General features: G+C 39.0%; 13 protein-coding genes. 3 read left to right on the forward strand and 10 right to left on the reverse strand.

From position 1 onward, the window contains the following. Positions 1 to 113: 113 nt before the first annotated feature. From PZ638_RS02070 to PZ638_RS02095, 6 genes are all read right to left on the reverse strand, one after another. On the reverse strand, positions 114 to 2,111 hold the full coding sequence (locus tag PZ638_RS02070; RefSeq protein ID WP_144139587.1) for a TonB-dependent receptor plug domain-containing protein: 1,998 nt from the start codon (positions 2,109 to 2,111) through the stop codon (positions 114 to 116). Between the two features lie 132 nt (positions 2,112 to 2,243). Further along, positions 2,244 to 3,089, reverse strand: coding sequence for a ModD protein (gene modD / locus PZ638_RS02075; RefSeq protein ID WP_094962850.1), 846 nt, complete (start codon positions 3,087 to 3,089; stop codon positions 2,244 to 2,246). Next, positions 3,086 to 3,904 (reverse strand): class I SAM-dependent methyltransferase, encoded by an 819-nt coding sequence (locus tag PZ638_RS02080; RefSeq protein WP_144139585.1) that lies wholly within the window; start codon positions 3,902 to 3,904, stop codon positions 3,086 to 3,088. The genes modD and PZ638_RS02080 overlap by 4 nt, the downstream gene beginning before the upstream one ends. 11 nt (positions 3,905 to 3,915) lie before the next feature. After that, on the reverse strand, positions 3,916 to 4,683 hold the full coding sequence (locus tag PZ638_RS02085; RefSeq protein WP_144139582.1) for an ABC transporter ATP-binding protein: 768 nt from the start codon (positions 4,681 to 4,683) through the stop codon (positions 3,916 to 3,918). Beyond that, a complete protein-coding gene (locus tag PZ638_RS02090) occupies positions 4,680 to 5,696 on the reverse strand; it encodes a FecCD family ABC transporter permease (RefSeq protein ID WP_164454921.1) in 1,017 nt (338 codons plus the stop codon). Before PZ638_RS02090 ends, PZ638_RS02085 begins: the two co-directional genes overlap by 4 nt. Beyond that, positions 5,693 to 6,730 carry an ABC transporter substrate-binding protein gene (locus PZ638_RS02095; protein WP_004261244.1) on the reverse strand — a complete coding sequence of 346 codons (1,038 nt, stop codon included), beginning with the start codon at positions 6,728 to 6,730 and terminating at the stop codon, positions 5,693 to 5,695. Before PZ638_RS02095 ends, PZ638_RS02090 begins: the two co-directional genes overlap by 4 nt. A gap of 200 nt (positions 6,731 to 6,930) precedes the next feature. Here PZ638_RS02095 and gntR point away from each other — a divergent pair, with 200 nt between their 5' ends. From gntR to gntU, 3 genes are all read left to right on the forward strand, one after another. Beyond that, positions 6,931 to 7,926 (forward strand): gluconate operon transcriptional repressor GntR, encoded by a 996-nt coding sequence (gntR, locus tag PZ638_RS02100; protein WP_180312329.1) that lies wholly within the window; start codon positions 6,931 to 6,933, stop codon positions 7,924 to 7,926. Between the two features lie 385 nt (positions 7,927 to 8,311). Continuing rightward, positions 8,312 to 8,851: a gluconokinase gene (gntK, locus tag PZ638_RS02105; protein ID WP_094962846.1), complete on the forward strand. Its 540-nt coding sequence runs from the start codon at positions 8,312 to 8,314 to the stop codon at positions 8,849 to 8,851. After that, positions 8,851 to 10,206: a gluconate transporter gene (gene gntU, locus PZ638_RS02110; protein WP_004261235.1), complete on the forward strand. Its 1,356-nt coding sequence runs from the start codon at positions 8,851 to 8,853 to the stop codon at positions 10,204 to 10,206. Before gntK ends, gntU begins: the two co-directional genes overlap by 1 nt. A 75-nt stretch (positions 10,207 to 10,281) precedes the next feature. On the opposite strand, the gene PZ638_RS02115 is transcribed toward gntU, so the two are convergent. The 4 genes from PZ638_RS02115 to PZ638_RS02130 are packed head-to-tail and all read right to left on the reverse strand — an operon-like array spanning position 10,282 to position 15,185. Beyond that, positions 10,282 to 12,267 carry an ATP-binding cassette domain-containing protein gene (locus PZ638_RS02115; RefSeq protein ID WP_112307379.1) on the reverse strand — a complete coding sequence of 662 codons (1,986 nt, stop codon included), beginning with the start codon at positions 12,265 to 12,267 and terminating at the stop codon, positions 10,282 to 10,284. After that, positions 12,254 to 12,724 carry a hypothetical protein gene (locus PZ638_RS02120; RefSeq protein WP_166185359.1) on the reverse strand — a complete coding sequence of 157 codons (471 nt, stop codon included), beginning with the start codon at positions 12,722 to 12,724 and terminating at the stop codon, positions 12,254 to 12,256. Before PZ638_RS02120 ends, PZ638_RS02115 begins: the two co-directional genes overlap by 14 nt. 3 nt (positions 12,725 to 12,727) lie before the next feature. After that, entirely contained in the window at positions 12,728 to 13,978 is a 1,251-nt protein-coding gene (locus tag PZ638_RS02125; protein WP_094962843.1) for a putative HlyD family type I secretion protein, read from the reverse strand. Continuing rightward, positions 13,959 to 15,185, reverse strand: a complete 1,227-nt coding sequence (locus PZ638_RS02130; RefSeq protein ID WP_180312331.1) for a TolC family protein — start codon at positions 15,183 to 15,185, stop codon at positions 13,959 to 13,961. The genes PZ638_RS02125 and PZ638_RS02130 overlap by 20 nt, the downstream gene beginning before the upstream one ends. Between the last annotated feature and the right edge of the window lie 2 nt (positions 15,186 to 15,187).

Consider the following 15,187-nt stretch of genomic DNA (forward strand, 5'->3'; position numbering starts at 1 on the left):
GGTATTTGCACTTAAATTAATGCCTTTGTTATTTTATGAGAGACAGAAGTTAATTTTGTAAAGTTTACACTTTATTAGGCGAAGAAATTAATCTTCGCCTAATATATTAAGGATTAATATTTATATTCAATACCTAACCAATAGTTACGGCCTTCTTCAATATAACCATTAGTGTATTCATAGGATTTATCAAATAAGTTGTTCACTGAGGTGTTAACAGAAATACCTTGGCCAAAATCATAATCTAAGCGCAGGTCAGTTTTAGCATAGCCACGTACTTTGCTTTCTGCATCAACATAATTAAATGCCCAACTTCTTGCTTCTTCGGTAATGGTAATGCTAAATGGATCGTATGGCGTGAATTTCACCCAAGCAAAGGCTTTGTGGGTAGGTAATTCGGCAACGTGTTTTACACTGTAGTGCTTAGGATCAGCGTGAATATATCCGTAGCTTAAACCAGTTTCCATCCAATCAGTGATTTGTCCGTTAGTCCCTAAATCAATCCCAAAGTAGTCAACTTTGCCACTATTGCGGTTTTCAAGCACGTATCCCCCATTTTTATTAGTACCAACACGATGGGCCATAATCGCATCAGAGACATGGTTGTAATAAATACTTGATGTATATGACCAAACTGGGGAGATATGACCTTTATAGGTCAAATCGTAAGTTAGGGCTCGTTCTGTATCAATATGAGGATTAATGATAAAGGTATCATCACTTTTCATTTTTTCTTTGGTATAGCGTTCTTTCTGTGTTGGGAAACGGCTTCTTTCTGATACCGAGAACTGTACGGTATCTTCATTTTCTAAATGGTAACGAGCCATCATTTCCCAGTTGAATGCATGTTGGCTATTACCATCATATTTTTCAAAATCTCCTGATTTGTAATCATAACGTTTGCCGTCGGCACTTTTGCGCCAATCGTAGCCAATACCAGCGATAATATCGAGATTATCTATCGCAACCCATTGATATTCTGTAGCAATAGAATAGGTATTATCTTTATAGCGGTCGAATGGGACATCTCTCTTTGCACGTGCGCGGTGAACGTCTTCTTTCCAGTGTGCGGCAAATGACAGCATATCTAATTCACGCACGGTGAAGTCAACACGCATGTCAGCCCCATTACTGTAGTCATCATAGCGGCTGTAGTTATAGATACCGTCTTTATAGTCTTTAACAGACCTATATTGATGGAGTGTATTCTTAAATGTGTCGTGGTACAGACGGCTCTGTAACGCGATATCATTGGTTATTTGGGTTGTTCCATTGAAATAAATACTTTCTTTATCATAAGCTGGCCATTGCCAAATTTGAGGTTTGGTGTTTGTTACACTCGGCGGGCTGTTTTTATCACCATCTTGCTTTAGATAGGTAACCACATACTCGTCAGCTTCACGGGGTATCCAGCCCACTTTCACCATCATACGTTTATCGTCTGTTGCAGAGTTAGGACGGCGTCCATTATTTCCCGCCAATGGGTTATCATTTTCTGAACTCGGGATCCCCATAAAACGCTGCTTATATTGGCTACCACTGACTTGAATAAAACCTAAGTCATTGCGGCCACCTAAGCGTGCACTAATATTGTGGGCATTATCTGCGCCACGAGCGAAACCTTGGTTTAAGCTGATATTGGCCTCAAAAGGTTTTTTAGGGGTAGCGGTGGTTAGGTTAATCGCTCCCCCCATCAAGTTTGGACCTTGTAATAGTGAAGTATATCCGGTTGATAGCTCAACGCTTGCGAGTTCGCTCGTCATAAAGCGCCCTAGGTCAAGGGTGCCATCATAAGGGACATAAGTTGGGATGCCATCAAAAAAGATAGGGACTTGGCGGCTATCAAATCCACGTACATTCACTTGGGTTTCGTTGCGATTACCTGATTTTTGAATGGATACACCTGGCATTGTACTCAGTGCTTGTGCAACGTTGGTTTTATTCAATTGTGTCATTTGCTCTTGCGTGATGACATTTGCATCCGCTGCTAATGGTGTACTCCAAACAGACATCACATCAGTGTTTTTTTCTGCTTTAGGGTCAGACGCGGCTTGTCCCTGTGCTGCGAATAAAGCCATCCCAACCAAATAGGTAATTTGTTTTATTTTCATTATGTCTTTCCAGTTTTATGAATAACGATATATTATTTTTTATATAACGATATGCGTCATTAACCATAAGCGAATGCAGCCTACGAGGTAGGCTGTTTTTACAAATGATTTTTTTAACGCTAACTACTTAGGTTACTGCTTAAAAATATGTACTTTAATATCTCGCGGCGCTGCGTAGTAAGGGGCTGATGTAACCAATAATGGCACCCCTGTTTGTGCGAATGCTTCGATTGTTTTTAAATTAATTCCACCTGCAATGGACAGTCGACAAGGCCGACTTTGTTGTTTGGTGAGTTCTTGTAGCCGCTGAATTTGTTCAATGGGCAATTTATCTAGCTGAATAATATCGGCTTGCGCATTGATGGCAAGAATGGCTTGTTCATAGTCATCCGCCTCAACAATAATCATTTTTTCAGGGGCGGCTTGGCGTAGTGTTTTAATATGACTCACCCAATCATTTGGATTTTCAAGGCATTGGCGATGATTGGTGAACAGTAAAATACTTTCTGCACTACCTGCTCGGTGAATAATAGCGCCCCCAGCCAAAATCGCAGTTAAGGCAAGGGGCTTAGTATGAGGAATGGTTTTTCGCGTGCACGCAAGTTGCCCATCAGGTTGATATTGATGCAAAATATTTACCATTTGCTGGGTGTAGTGGCTGACACCTCCACACCATTCCAGTACGTTTTGTACCGCTTTCCAGCCCTGATGTAAGGCCTCAATAGGCCCAATAGCACGAATTAAAACGCTTTGTGGGGCAACTTGTTGGCCATCTTGAAAGTGACAATCACAAGTGATACCAAGTTTCTCTAACATACGTCTGGCGATGGTGACTCCACTGATGCAGCCCCCAAATTTGGATGCAAAGGTCATCACCCCCATTTGAGACTGCAAGCCGAGCGCACGGGTGGTAAGGTCGCCGTACTGGATATCATCTAGCAGTAGTTGGTCGATTAATGCATCAGGCACATAAATCATAATATCAGTTCCGATTCATCGACCACATCCCAAGAGACCATTGCCCAATCTCTGGATGGATAAGGGATTGTTTTGCCTAGTGCCGCTTGTTCATCATAATACTGACGTAAGATAGCGGTTTCTTCTGGTGTAATATTTTTAAGGGACCAATTGACACTGTCAGTGAAAGTGTCAAAGCTATCAAATCCACCTTTATTTGGACTTTTAATAAAATCAACGCGTGCATTGATGCCCATTTGATGCAATATATTCACTGCATAAATATAGGTGGGTAAACGAACCACTTCGCGGCCTATTTTGCGAATTATTTTTTCATCAATAAATGTTGGGTTGATGGTATGGGTCGTGTATACCCGCAATTTTGTTTGGCGATTAAGCTTCAGTAAGGCTGCTTTTAAATCATCAACGAGTGTTGAGCGTGACGCTACTGAAATATCGACTTTGGGTAATGAACTCCAGTCATCTTCCCATGCCAGTTGTTCAAAGCGCGCATTGGGAATATTTAATTCTTTCGCCCGCAGTTCAGCCATTTCGAGCATGCCGCGGCTATAATCAATACCTATAGTTTCCTTGAATTCATTAGCAAGGCAAAGGCTAACGGAACCTGGGCCACAGCCCACATCAAGCAAAGTTTCAGCGCCTGCCAAATCCATTAATTCACGAAAGCGCACTAAGTATGGGTCATGGGGATTAGCGCAAGTTTGCGCCATTTGTTGTGCTTTTTTATCCCAATGCTCTGGCTCTTTGCGGCTTCGTTGGGCTTGTTGCATATGTTTCTGATACATTTTTGCAAAATCGATTTGATTAATTAACATGATCCCTGACCTTAACTAGAAAATGTTGATGGAAGCTGAAAGTGAGATTGAATGCTGTGTTTATCCACATTATAAAGTGCTGCCAAGTTAGTAAGTGTTAACATACATTTTGATAACCCTTGTCTGGCTTTTTGCTGTTTATCGAGCAAAATGACATTGTCAGCGATGGCTGCGGCATGCTGTGGGTGATGGGTTGACATCAATATCGTCATACCATGGGATTTAAGCTTTTCAATTTGCTCAAGCAAGCGAATTTGGTTACCAAAATCAAGGCTAGCGGCAGGCTCATCCATAATTAGAAGTAATGGTTTTTGTATTAAAGCCCTTGCTATCAATACTAACTGTTTTTCTCCGCCACTAAGCGTGCTGTATAGCCGTGTTGCCAAATGTGAAATGCCAAGGTGCTTTAGTTGTTGATATGCTAAATTTTTTTCGGTCTCTTTAGGGACTGAAAATAATGAAATATGGGGAGTTAAGCCCATCATGACCATATCGACTACAGTGAAAGTAAAGGGGGTATCATGGGCTTGGGGAACATAGGCGACAGTTTTGGCTATTTCGCGTGGTTTAAAAGTTTGAATTCCTTGCCCATTGAGTAGGATCTCGCCTTTAATTGCAGGTAATAACCCCAGTAAAGTTTTCATTAAGGTGGTTTTACCGCAGCCATTTGCACCTAATAAGCAGCTAATCTCCCCCTTAGGTAATGAAAGATTAATGCCATCAATGATAGCTGTGCTATGATAACCAATTGCGACCTCTTGCAAAGATACAATGCTCATCTCACCCGCCTTGTCTGCAATAAAATAGCTAAAAAGAAGGGCGCACCGATTGCAGAGGTTAAAATGCCTATGGGTAATTCAATCGCGGCGATAGTACGTGCTAAGGTATCAGTAATGAGTAATAAAATAGCTCCAATTGCCAGTGATGCAGGGAGCTGATAGCGAAAGTTAGCACCCACTATCATTCGGGTAATATGTGGCACAATCAAGCCTATCCAACCAATAATTCCAGCAATAGAAACAGCGCTTGCCGTGAGCAGTGTGGCACAAATAATGAAGGTAGCTCGAGTTAAACTGACATTGATCCCAAGGCTTTTAGCTTCTTCATCGGATAAGCTGAGTAAATTCATGCGCCAGCGCAATAATAATAGTGGAATAATACCGATAACCATCAGAGGTAATACTGACATTAAATCTGCTTGGGTAATTGATGATAACCCACCTAATAGCCAAAACGTGATGGAAGGCAACTGGGTGTAAGGGTCTGCAAGAATTTTCATCAATGAAATTGCTGAACCACATAACGCACTGATAGCGACACCGACAAGAACCAAAGATAAAATGGGGTCATGTTGACGCGCTAGTCGGGCAATAAAGCACACTAAAGTAACGGTAATTAGGCCACCAATAAATGCACTTAGCTGAATGTAAAATAATGATTGCCCAAAAAAAATACCGATAACAGCCCCCACGCCAGCACCCGCTGAAACCCCTAAAATATCTGGTGAAACCAATGGATTGCGGAACATTCCCTGATAAGCAGCACCTGCAATAGCCAGTCCTCCACCAATAACAATAGCGGCTAATGTGCGCGGGAATCGTATTTGCCAGAACACGGTTTCATGCCGCGGATTACTCAACTCGCTGTGAGAAGGTAACTGACTAATGAGCAGGTGGTAAAGCTCATTTAGTGTAAGTGAGTACTTACCACTTATTAAGGCGATAATAAAGCTTATTAATAAAACAGCGATTAATAAAAGGGATTTTCCGCCTTGTTTCAATACACCATTCATGATTTTTCCATGAGCCAATCAACCTGCTCTAAAGTCAGTGGAGAATGGTAAAAATGGGTAAAAAATTCAGCAATATCATGCTTGATATTTTCGGCAATACTCTTATCGAAATGGCTCTGTAGCCGTCTCATGCCGAGTAAGCGGTTAACCCCCGGAGGCCCATCTAACCAGCCAAATGGCATACCGCTGAAAACCAGTAACTGGTTGTTAGTAATGGCATCTAGCCCTTTCCATAATGCAGAGTTTGTGATCAATTCAATGGCTTCGTCATATTGCGTTATAATGATGTCAGGGTTCCATTGATATAATTGCTCCATAGAAACCGTTGTCAGTCCATGGAAGTTAGGGATATCAACTACATTACGCAAACCAAGCATTTCAATGGCTTCAGTATGAATTGAGCCTTTAGCGCCGGTTTCTAAACCTTTTGCCCCTCTCGCGAGGTAAAAACTTAGTGATTTCTGTTGGTTTTGATGAGCAAATAAGGCAGCATCATCAATATAGCGTTGAGCAAGTTGGCCTAACTTTTGAGCCTGTGGGATAACGCCTAAAACCTCACCGAGTTGCATAAGCTGTTGTGGCGCATCTTTTAACCCTCCAGCCATTAATAAATAAGGTACATGGGTTTGTTGGGCAACCTTTTCTGCTTGTGAAAGATAGGTATCATTAATATTACCAGTATCAATAATTAAATCTGGGTTATAGGATAGAAGCTGTTCTAAGGAAAGCGTACTGCCTCGACCTGCTAAACGACCATATACGGGTAATTCGAGCCATTGCGCTGCAAAAAGGCCACTGTGTCCTTTTTTCAGTGAAATTGAGGAAAATCCCACCATTTTTTCGGGAGCTAATGCGAACATCAATAGATCAGAAGGGGGGCCTGAGCTGATGACGCGTTGAATATCCTTTGGCGTCGGAAGATGACCAAATAAAGCTTTTTCAACGGCTGGACGAGTTTGTGCGAAGCTCGGCAAACTGTAAAAAGCAGCAAGTACTGCACTTGATTTAAGGAACTGCCTACGATTGATCGCCATAGTCTAATTTCATCTATTCGTTATAATAATAATTATATAGCGCGAAAATTAGCGGAGTCATGATAGAGAGTCAACTATAAAAATCGCATTGTTCGGAAAATTCGACATTTATGTGATGTAAATCAGTAACAAAGATTGCTATCCATTAACAGATAGCAGAACATGGTTATCGTTAACGAATTGGATATCGCTTTGAACTTATGAAGAAAAAAAGACCTTCTCTACAGGATGTTGCCGACCAAGTTGGCGTCACAAAAATGACGGTAAGTCGTTTTCTACGAAACCCAGAGCAGGTTTCAGAAGCTTTACGTGAGAAAATCGCCCAAGCTGTGGAGGCTTCCGGGTATATTCCAAATAAGGCGCCCGATATTTTATCGAATTCAACTAGCCATGCTATTGGGGTGTTGCTTCCTTCATTAACTAACCAAGTTTTTGCCGAAGTGATTCGTGGAATTGAAGCCGTGACAGACCGCCATGGCTACCAAACCATGCTCGCTCACTATGGTTATTTGCCCGAAAAAGAAGAAGAGCGGCTGACTTCACTACTTTCTTATAATATTGATGGTGTGATTTTAGCCGAACGGACACACACTGAACGAACGCTGCGTATGTTGAAAACCGCGGGGATCCCCGTTGTTGAGATTATGGATAGCGTTTCTCCTTGCCTAGATATTGCAGTTGGTATTGATAACTTTGAAGCGTCTCGCCAAATGACTCGGGCGATGATTGAGCGTGGCTGCCGTAAGGTTGTGTACTTAGGCGCAAGACATGATGAACGTACTTTTATTCGTTTAAAGGGTTATGAGCAGGCAATGCTCGATGCTAATCTTGAACCACGTAATGTGATGACGCAGGCTAGCTCATCGTATTCGCTAGGCGCCCAACTACTGCACGACTGCCGTGCTAAATACCCAGATACCGACGGCTTATTCTGTACCAATGATGACTTAGCGATAGGGGCTATTTTTGAATGTCAACGTTTAGGGATTCAAATTCCACAAGACCTTGCTATTTCAGGTTTTCATGGTCACGACGTAGGGCAAGTGATGACGCCAAAACTGGCGAGTATTTTGACGCCAAGAGACCAAATGGGGCGTAAGGCGGCAGAAGTCTTGTTGGCAAGAATGTCGGGTAAGAAGCTAACGGATACGCATTTTGATGTGGGGTTTTGTGTCCTTACTGGCGAAAGTATCTAATTATTCCTCGTCATACTTCGCGCTGTCGCGTTGTTGCCTGTACTCGCCAACCCTAGTCACATACTTATGTATGCTCCTAGGGCTTGACTCGCTTGGCGCCTAGCGACAACACGAACTATTTAGAGGAATGCTTTAAGGGGAGTAATAAAGTTTAAATATACTTTTTGTTTTTTGTTTCTATATTGATTGCGAGTTTTGCTTTGTTCTTTACCTGCCTCTTCTGAAGTCAGTTTGAGAGTATCATCACAGATCTGTTTTCTTCTTCACCAATTTGATTGCCAAATAAATCCGCACTGATGATAATGTTACCCGTAACTTGTTACCGGTAACAAAAACCGGTTTTTAACTAAAGCCAGGACAATAGTGAATATCTGAGGAGTTTCCTATGAATGATACCCAAAAACAAAACTATACATTTGTACTAATGGGGGTATCGGGTAGTGGTAAGTCTGCTGTTGCTACCGGTGTTGCACAGCAACTACAAGCTGCTTTCCTTGATGGTGACTTTCTTCACCCTAAATCAAATATTTTAAAAATGGCATCTGGCCATGCATTAAATGATGACGACCGTAAACCTTGGTTAGTCGCACTAAATAATGCCATTTTTGCAATGCAAAGAACCAATAAGATATCACTGGTAGTTAGCTCTGCACTGAAAAAAAGCTATCGTGATATCTTAAGAGAGGGGAACCACAACCTCTATTTTATTTACCTAAAAGGTGATGCGGTTGTTATTGAAGAAAGATTGAAAGCACGTAAAGGGCATTTCTTTAAGCCTGAAATGCTGAAATCGCAATTTGATGCCTTACAAGAACCTGGCGCGGATGAACCTGATGTGCAGGTTGTTGATATTCGCCCATCCTTAGAAAACGTGATTGAAAATACGTGTTCTACTATTCGTAAGATTGTCGCTGGAGATAACTAATGAATACCCCAGAAACATTAAGCACGTTAACGCTCGTGCTGACGGCAGTCGGCTCTGTCGTTTTACTGCTTTTTTTAGTGATGTATGCTCGTTTACATGCTTTTGTTGCACTCATGATTGTTTCTATTGGTGCCGGTTTATTTTCAGGTATGCCAGTACAACAGATCACGGAAACCATGCAAAAAGGAATGGCGGGAACCTTAGGTTTTCTTGCTATCGTAGTCGCTCTTGGGGCAATGTTCGGTAAAATTTTACATGAAACAGGGGCATTAGATCAGATTGCGAATAAGCTACTTAACCTATTCGGTGAAAAGAATGCTCACTATGCAGTGGGTGTCGCAGGGCTGATTTGTGCGCTACCACTCTTCTTTGATGTGGCTATTGTCTTGTTAATTGGTGTGGTGTTTGCGGTAGCGAACCGCACAGGCCATAACGTTGTTCGCCTTGCTATTCCATTATTTGCTGGGGTAGCCGCTGCGGCAGCGTTTTTATTACCGGGGCCAACACCAATGCTCGTTGCATCACAAATGGGGGCAGACTATGGCTGGATGATTTTAATTGGTCTGTGTGCTGCTATCCCAGGTATGATTTTAGCGGGGCCATTATTTGGTAAGTTTATCAGTAACTTTGTTCATATTGATATTCCAGCAGATTATCAAGCGCCAAATACAGAACATGGCAAAATGCCAAGCTTTGGATTTAGCTTGTGTTTAGTGCTTTTCCCGTTGGTATTAGTGGGTTTAAAAACAATCGGAACGCATTTAGTTGAAAAAGGAACCCCCCTTGAGCATTGGTTAGAGTTTATCGGTCACCCTTTCACCGCATTACTGTTAGCGTGTTTACTGGCGATTTATGGCCTAGGTTTCCGTTATGGTATGGATAAAGAAAAAGTCATGGCGATTTGTTCCGCAGCGATTCAACCTGCTGGGATCATTTTACTTGTGACGGGTGCTGGTGGCGTATTCAAACAAATTTTAGTGGATTCAGGTGTAGGCCCTGCACTAGGTGACTCTTTAATTGGTGCTGGTTTACCAATTGCTGTTGCTTGCTTTGTATTAGCGGGTGCAGTGCGTGTCATTCAAGGTTCTGCAACGGTTGCATGTTTAACAGCGGTAGGTTTAGTGCTACCTGTTATCAGTGAGTTAGGTTACTCAGGAGCACAGCTGGCAGCATTAGCTATCTGTATTTCTGGCGGTTCATTGATCTTAAGCCACGTGAATGACTCTGGTTTCTGGTTATATGGAAAATTCACTGGTGCGACAGAAGCGCAAACGCTAAAAACATGGACGGTAATGGAAACTATCCTTGGTACGACAGGGGCAATTGTCGGTATGGTGTTCTTCATGTTCTTGTAATGTATTTTATGAAAATACATCAGAGCTAAATGTATTGAATTAAAACGCCCGCTATTAAGTGGGCGTTTTGCTTATTTAGCTTAGGCTAATTTTAGGGATGATAATTTTATTATGGTGTTGTGGCGAATTAATGTGTTTAGCATGACCCGGTGATAATGCAATATGCTTCGTAAAAAATGAGGTTAGTCCTAAGTCGTGAGTAGAAAAGAAAATAATTGATTCATCTAATTCAAACTCTTGCTTCATTAATTGTAAGAATGAGAGTGCATCAGAGGTCGCCATAAATGATGTCGATTCGTCTAAGAATATCATTTCAGGTTGTTTTATCAGAGTCAGTGCGAGCTGTAACTTTTGTTTTTCCCCTGTAGATGCGGCGATATCGGTGATGAGTGTATCGTCTAAGGTTTCCTTACTAATCAGTAAGGATGGGCAACATAATTTGGTAAGGTGAACAATTGTATTGTTATCGAATACACCATAGAAATTAAAATTATCACGAATGCTGCCATGAATAAATGTTGAAATACCATTATGGTAGGCAATTTTTTCTGTTAAAAAGCATTGGGAAATTTCATCGATACCAATACCATTGATTGTAATATCCCCTGATGAGTATTCTGAAATCCCACATAATGCTTTCATTAGTGATGTCTTTCCTACGCCTGAAATACCAGTAATACCAATAACATCGCCGGGTTTGGCTTCAACATCAAGCTGATTAATAATGGTTTTACCATTAATGCTAACGCTAAGATTTTTTGCACTAAAATGTTTTATTGAATCTGTTGTTATACCATCTGCTTTGAAATGGATAAGTGGGTTGTTTTTTAACTGATCAATACTGGATTTGATATGAAATAGATGTGTTTTCACCATAAATAAGCGATTAATGGCACTTGTAATTGCACCAGAAAGTCGACTATTAATGATCATCACGGCGATAACAGAAGCCAAGCTTAGACTGCCTTCACCAATAGCCAAATAGCTAGCTACGTACATTACTATCATAGATAAAAACGTATTTACTTTGATAATTTCCATCCAATGGTGATTGGCCTCATTTAGTTTTAATTTTATTTTTTCATCTTCATTAGTTTTTATACTGATGTACTGTTTAAAATGGTTATCTCTGGCAAAACAAAGCTCATGTTTTTTTTGTTCCAATGAGTAGTACATGGCTGATTTTTCATAGTTTAAGGTATTCGCTCGGAGCATATTTTTATAGGAAAGAAAGCGGATGTGTAGGCATAAAAAGATAAGCCCAGCGTAATAGCTCAATAGCAATAATGAATAAAAACCTAACATACCAAAAATGCAAAATGAAAATAAAATGGCTAACCCGACATCATAAATAATTTGAGGCTTAATTTCCCAAACTTGTAAGATTGATGCTTCTGCTGTTCTCACTTTAATTGAGGCACTTTTACAACTAGATTGTTTTAATAAATTAATAAAATAGCGATTAAAAGTACTGATGTTAAGCTTTATTTTTTTTGTGTTCTGTTCATGAATAATGTGTTTAATAAAAAACTCTAAGCCAATAACGACAATGAAAATAAAACTAATATATAAAAGTGAGCTTATAGATTCACTATAAACTAAGCGGGAGTTAAAAAGATTTGAATATAAAGGTAATAATAGTGCGAATACAATTAAAGGTAATGACAATAAGCTAGATTTTGGTGTTAACTTAATCAGTGATTTATATATGCTCTCTTCATTGAGTGTGTTTTCACTTGCAGAAAATGAAAACAAATGTTTATTTTCAATTAGTTGTTGTGTTATTGCTATGTCGGTTGTTAGATTGGTTAGCTGGCCTCTATGATTTTTGATGATAATATATTTCCCATCTGCTATCTCCATAATAAAGAGAGCAGGTAGCTTTTTTTCATTAAAATCTGAAATAGAAGTGTATTGATAAGTGAAAAAATCATTATTAATAAATTCATTTATATTATTTAAGATATATTTATTATCATAAGAGAGTGCTGGAGAGGAAAATGGTTCTCCTAATATCTTAAAGTATTGATTAATAACATCATGGAAACTACTTTCTTTCATTTTCTTCACTCTTTAGGAAGCAAGCGTTAACCCCTTGATTATCCTCAATAGGTTTTAAGGCTTTAATGTGTACATTAGGCGTGTTTTTTTTAATTAATACCGTGTTATAGATGGTATAGGTCATTGCTGCGTCAAAAGATATGTTATTTCCATAACTGCAATAAACATCAATAGATTTAACCTTTTTATGATCAATTAGTTTTAAGGTGTCATGGCTAAACATTAACGATGTCATGATGCCATTGCCATTGCCATTGCCATTTTTATTGTCATTATTACTATCGGTATTTATAGATGAAGACGCTTCAGTATTGTGGTTATCAATTCCTATCAATGCCGCCTTGCCTTTATTTTTTTCAGCAGCCATTGTGCTTGATAACACATTAGCTAAGAGCACAGCCATAAGTAATGTCATGGTTGCAACAGCAGCAGATAATGCAGAAATAAAACCTAACATAAGTCACCAAACGTTAAATGTAATGTTATCGCTAATTAATGCGGTTAAATAATGAAGTACTGAAATCTCTTTACTAGAGATATAGAGCATCACTGGCAAACCGTCATGTTCTGGAAGGAGCTCCGTATTTTGTTCTGGTGTAATTTGTACTGAATAATAGCGTTCTTGGCTGTTCCGCTCCCTGTCACTAAAGGAATCAGCGCTGATTTTTGTAACTTTCCCGTTAATGATTTTTTTAAACCCAGGGGAGTTCACCACAATTTTGGCTGGTAGCTGTGGCGCTATAAAAGGGCGATACTTCGCTAATATTTTACCTTCAATAACCCGCGTACTTTGCTGTTTTTTAATCACCATCACTAAATTTGAGGCTTCAACATACGAACCTTTCTCTAAATCTTTTTCGATACTTAATACAATCCCGTCAGCTGGTGATAACACACTATTCGCTCTTATTTTATTGCGCAGTAATTCCATCTGACCACTGTTTTCTAATTTCTCTTTTTTTAGTCGATTAAGTAGAGTTTCATTTTCTTGTATTTCCCCGATAAGTCGTGCGGTATACTTCTTTTCTTGCAGTGAGATTTCTCGCAATAACCCTTGAGCATTTAATTCACCTGACGCTATTAGCGCGGTGGTGCGGCTGATTTCAGCATTATTATTGAGTTTTTCAATTTCAGGAGCTCTTGCATTTTTTAATAATAAGTCTTTCTTTTTCAGTATGTTAATTTGATTTTCTAGTTCGCTAGACTCTTTAATTTGTGAGATATATTTATCTCGTAAATTACTTATCTCCATGCGTAAGAGAATATGACCATAGAGTTCTCTATAGGCACTTAAAGTTTTACTTTGTAAGCCCTTTGCAAAGAAAAAATATTCAGATTCCGTATTTATGCTTCCATCAAGGATTTTATTTAACAGTTTTTTGTTTTCTTCTAATTCATTGATGCGTTCATTAGCAAAAGTAACGAGGCCGGATAAGGTTTTTTCTTGATGAAAGACATCTAAATTAGTATAGGAAAATAAAACTTGGTCTTTTTCTACCTTATCACCAGTTTTAATAGCGAACTGATTAATAAATCCAGAAGCCGGGCTCACTATTTCTAGTCGATTGGAGACTCCTGAGATAATCCCCTCTCCTGGAGAGGATATTTCTATTTTAGCTAATATAATATAACCGATAAATAATGACGTGATACCTAGAAATATTTTTAATTTTTTAGGTGCCCGGTTCAGTTTATTTAGATAACGTTTCAATTTCAGCTAACTTCCCTGTTAATTGGATATATTCCATTTTGTTTTTCATATCAGCAATCATTAATTCAGCAATGCGCCTTTCCATTGTTAACATATCAAATAGTGTGTTCACCATTTCATAGAAAGAAGATTGTGATATTTCATATTCCCTTTGTTGGCTTTTAATTATTGAGCGCATGGTCTTACGTTGTTCATGTAGCCCTATAAGTTCAGTCGAATTTGAATTAGCGATTAATTTTAAATTTTTAATTTTAGCTGTGGATTCTTTATATTTATAATCAGCTTTTCCTTTTGTTGCTTCATACAGTTTCAGTTGAGATTTTTCATTCAGAACTTTATCAAGGTCAAAGATATTTAATTTAACCTCCATTCCCATATAAGACTCGTTACGACTTCTAACTTGATCAATAAATCGTTCTTCGGCGATAAGATTAACATTTAAGAAGGGATTTTGTTGATAAGCATTTTCTTTCATTGCATCAGCTTGCATACGTAGCAAGTTATATTCGCTATTCTGTTGTGCATTTTCACTATCAATAATAGTTTCTTGTAATTTTTTTAATAGATTTTTTGGAACCGTTACACCTTTAGAAGGAAAGGTAATGCCTGATAAAAGCTCAATATTAGACTTATATTGCTCAATCTCTTTTTCTATATTTTGTAGCTCTGTTTCAATCCTCTGCATCAATAAAGAAGCTTGTTCAACATCACTGTATTTTGCTATGCCACTTTTATAGCGATGAGTAATAAGTTTGAAAATACTTTTAGCATTGCTATTTAAATCAGCTGTTGTTTTTGTTAGCTCATTGAGATAATAAATACCAATTAAGTTGTTAGTTGTCGAGGTGTAAAGTTCTTCTTTTTCCTTGTTTAGTGAAAGTGCTGATATTTTTAATTTTAAATTTTTTTCATTAAACCGGTGACTTAACGTAGTGTCATAGATCAATGAACTGGCAGTAATATTACTGTTAGTGCTGCCATCATGGCTTTTTATTTTTCCTGAAGCGGATATTTTTGGTAGATAATAATAATCTGTTTGTTTTGCTCTGAGGTTTTCAGATTCTAATTCTAACGCTTTTATTTGAACTGGATTGGAGTTTTTTAATACTCGGCCAATAAATGTTTGGAAGTTTTCTACATCTTGATTGGCTAAGCTACAAGTTGGTAGTGATAATGTTAATAACAAACCTAAGGTGATAGGACGCATGT

Origin of the sequence: Providencia hangzhouensis (assembly GCF_029193595.2) — a bacterium.
In the GTDB taxonomy this organism is placed as follows: Bacteria; Pseudomonadota; Gammaproteobacteria; order Enterobacterales; family Enterobacteriaceae; genus Providencia; species Providencia hangzhouensis.

Excerpts from the sequence above, each read along its gene's own strand:
- gntU (WP_004261235.1), top strand. The coding sequence starts at position 8,851 with ATGAATACCCCAGAAACATTAAGCACGTTAACGCTCGTGCTGACGGCA.
- PZ638_RS02115 (WP_112307379.1), bottom strand. The coding sequence starts at position 12,267 with ATGAAAGAAAGTAGTTTCCATGATGTTATTAATCAATACTTTAAGATA.
- gntK (WP_094962846.1), top strand. The coding sequence starts at position 8,312 with ATGAATGATACCCAAAAACAAAACTATACATTTGTACTAATGGGGGTA.
- PZ638_RS02085 (WP_144139582.1), bottom strand. The coding sequence starts at position 4,683 with ATGAGCATTGTATCTTTGCAAGAGGTCGCAATTGGTTATCATAGCACA.
- PZ638_RS02130 (WP_180312331.1), bottom strand. The coding sequence starts at position 15,185 with ATGCGTCCTATCACCTTAGGTTTGTTATTAACATTATCACTACCAACT.
- PZ638_RS02090 (WP_164454921.1), bottom strand. The coding sequence starts at position 5,696 with ATGAATGGTGTATTGAAACAAGGCGGAAAATCCCTTTTATTAATCGCT.
- gntR (WP_180312329.1), top strand. The coding sequence starts at position 6,931 with ATGAAGAAAAAAAGACCTTCTCTACAGGATGTTGCCGACCAAGTTGGC.
- PZ638_RS02095 (WP_004261244.1), bottom strand. The coding sequence starts at position 6,730 with ATGGCGATCAATCGTAGGCAGTTCCTTAAATCAAGTGCAGTACTTGCT.
- PZ638_RS02120 (WP_166185359.1), bottom strand. The coding sequence starts at position 12,724 with ATGTTAGGTTTTATTTCTGCATTATCTGCTGCTGTTGCAACCATGACA.
- PZ638_RS02070 (WP_144139587.1), bottom strand. The coding sequence starts at position 2,111 with ATGAAAATAAAACAAATTACCTATTTGGTTGGGATGGCTTTATTCGCA.
- modD (WP_094962850.1), bottom strand. The coding sequence starts at position 3,089 with ATGATTTATGTGCCTGATGCATTAATCGACCAACTACTGCTAGATGAT.
- PZ638_RS02080 (WP_144139585.1), bottom strand. The coding sequence starts at position 3,904 with ATGTTAATTAATCAAATCGATTTTGCAAAAATGTATCAGAAACATATG.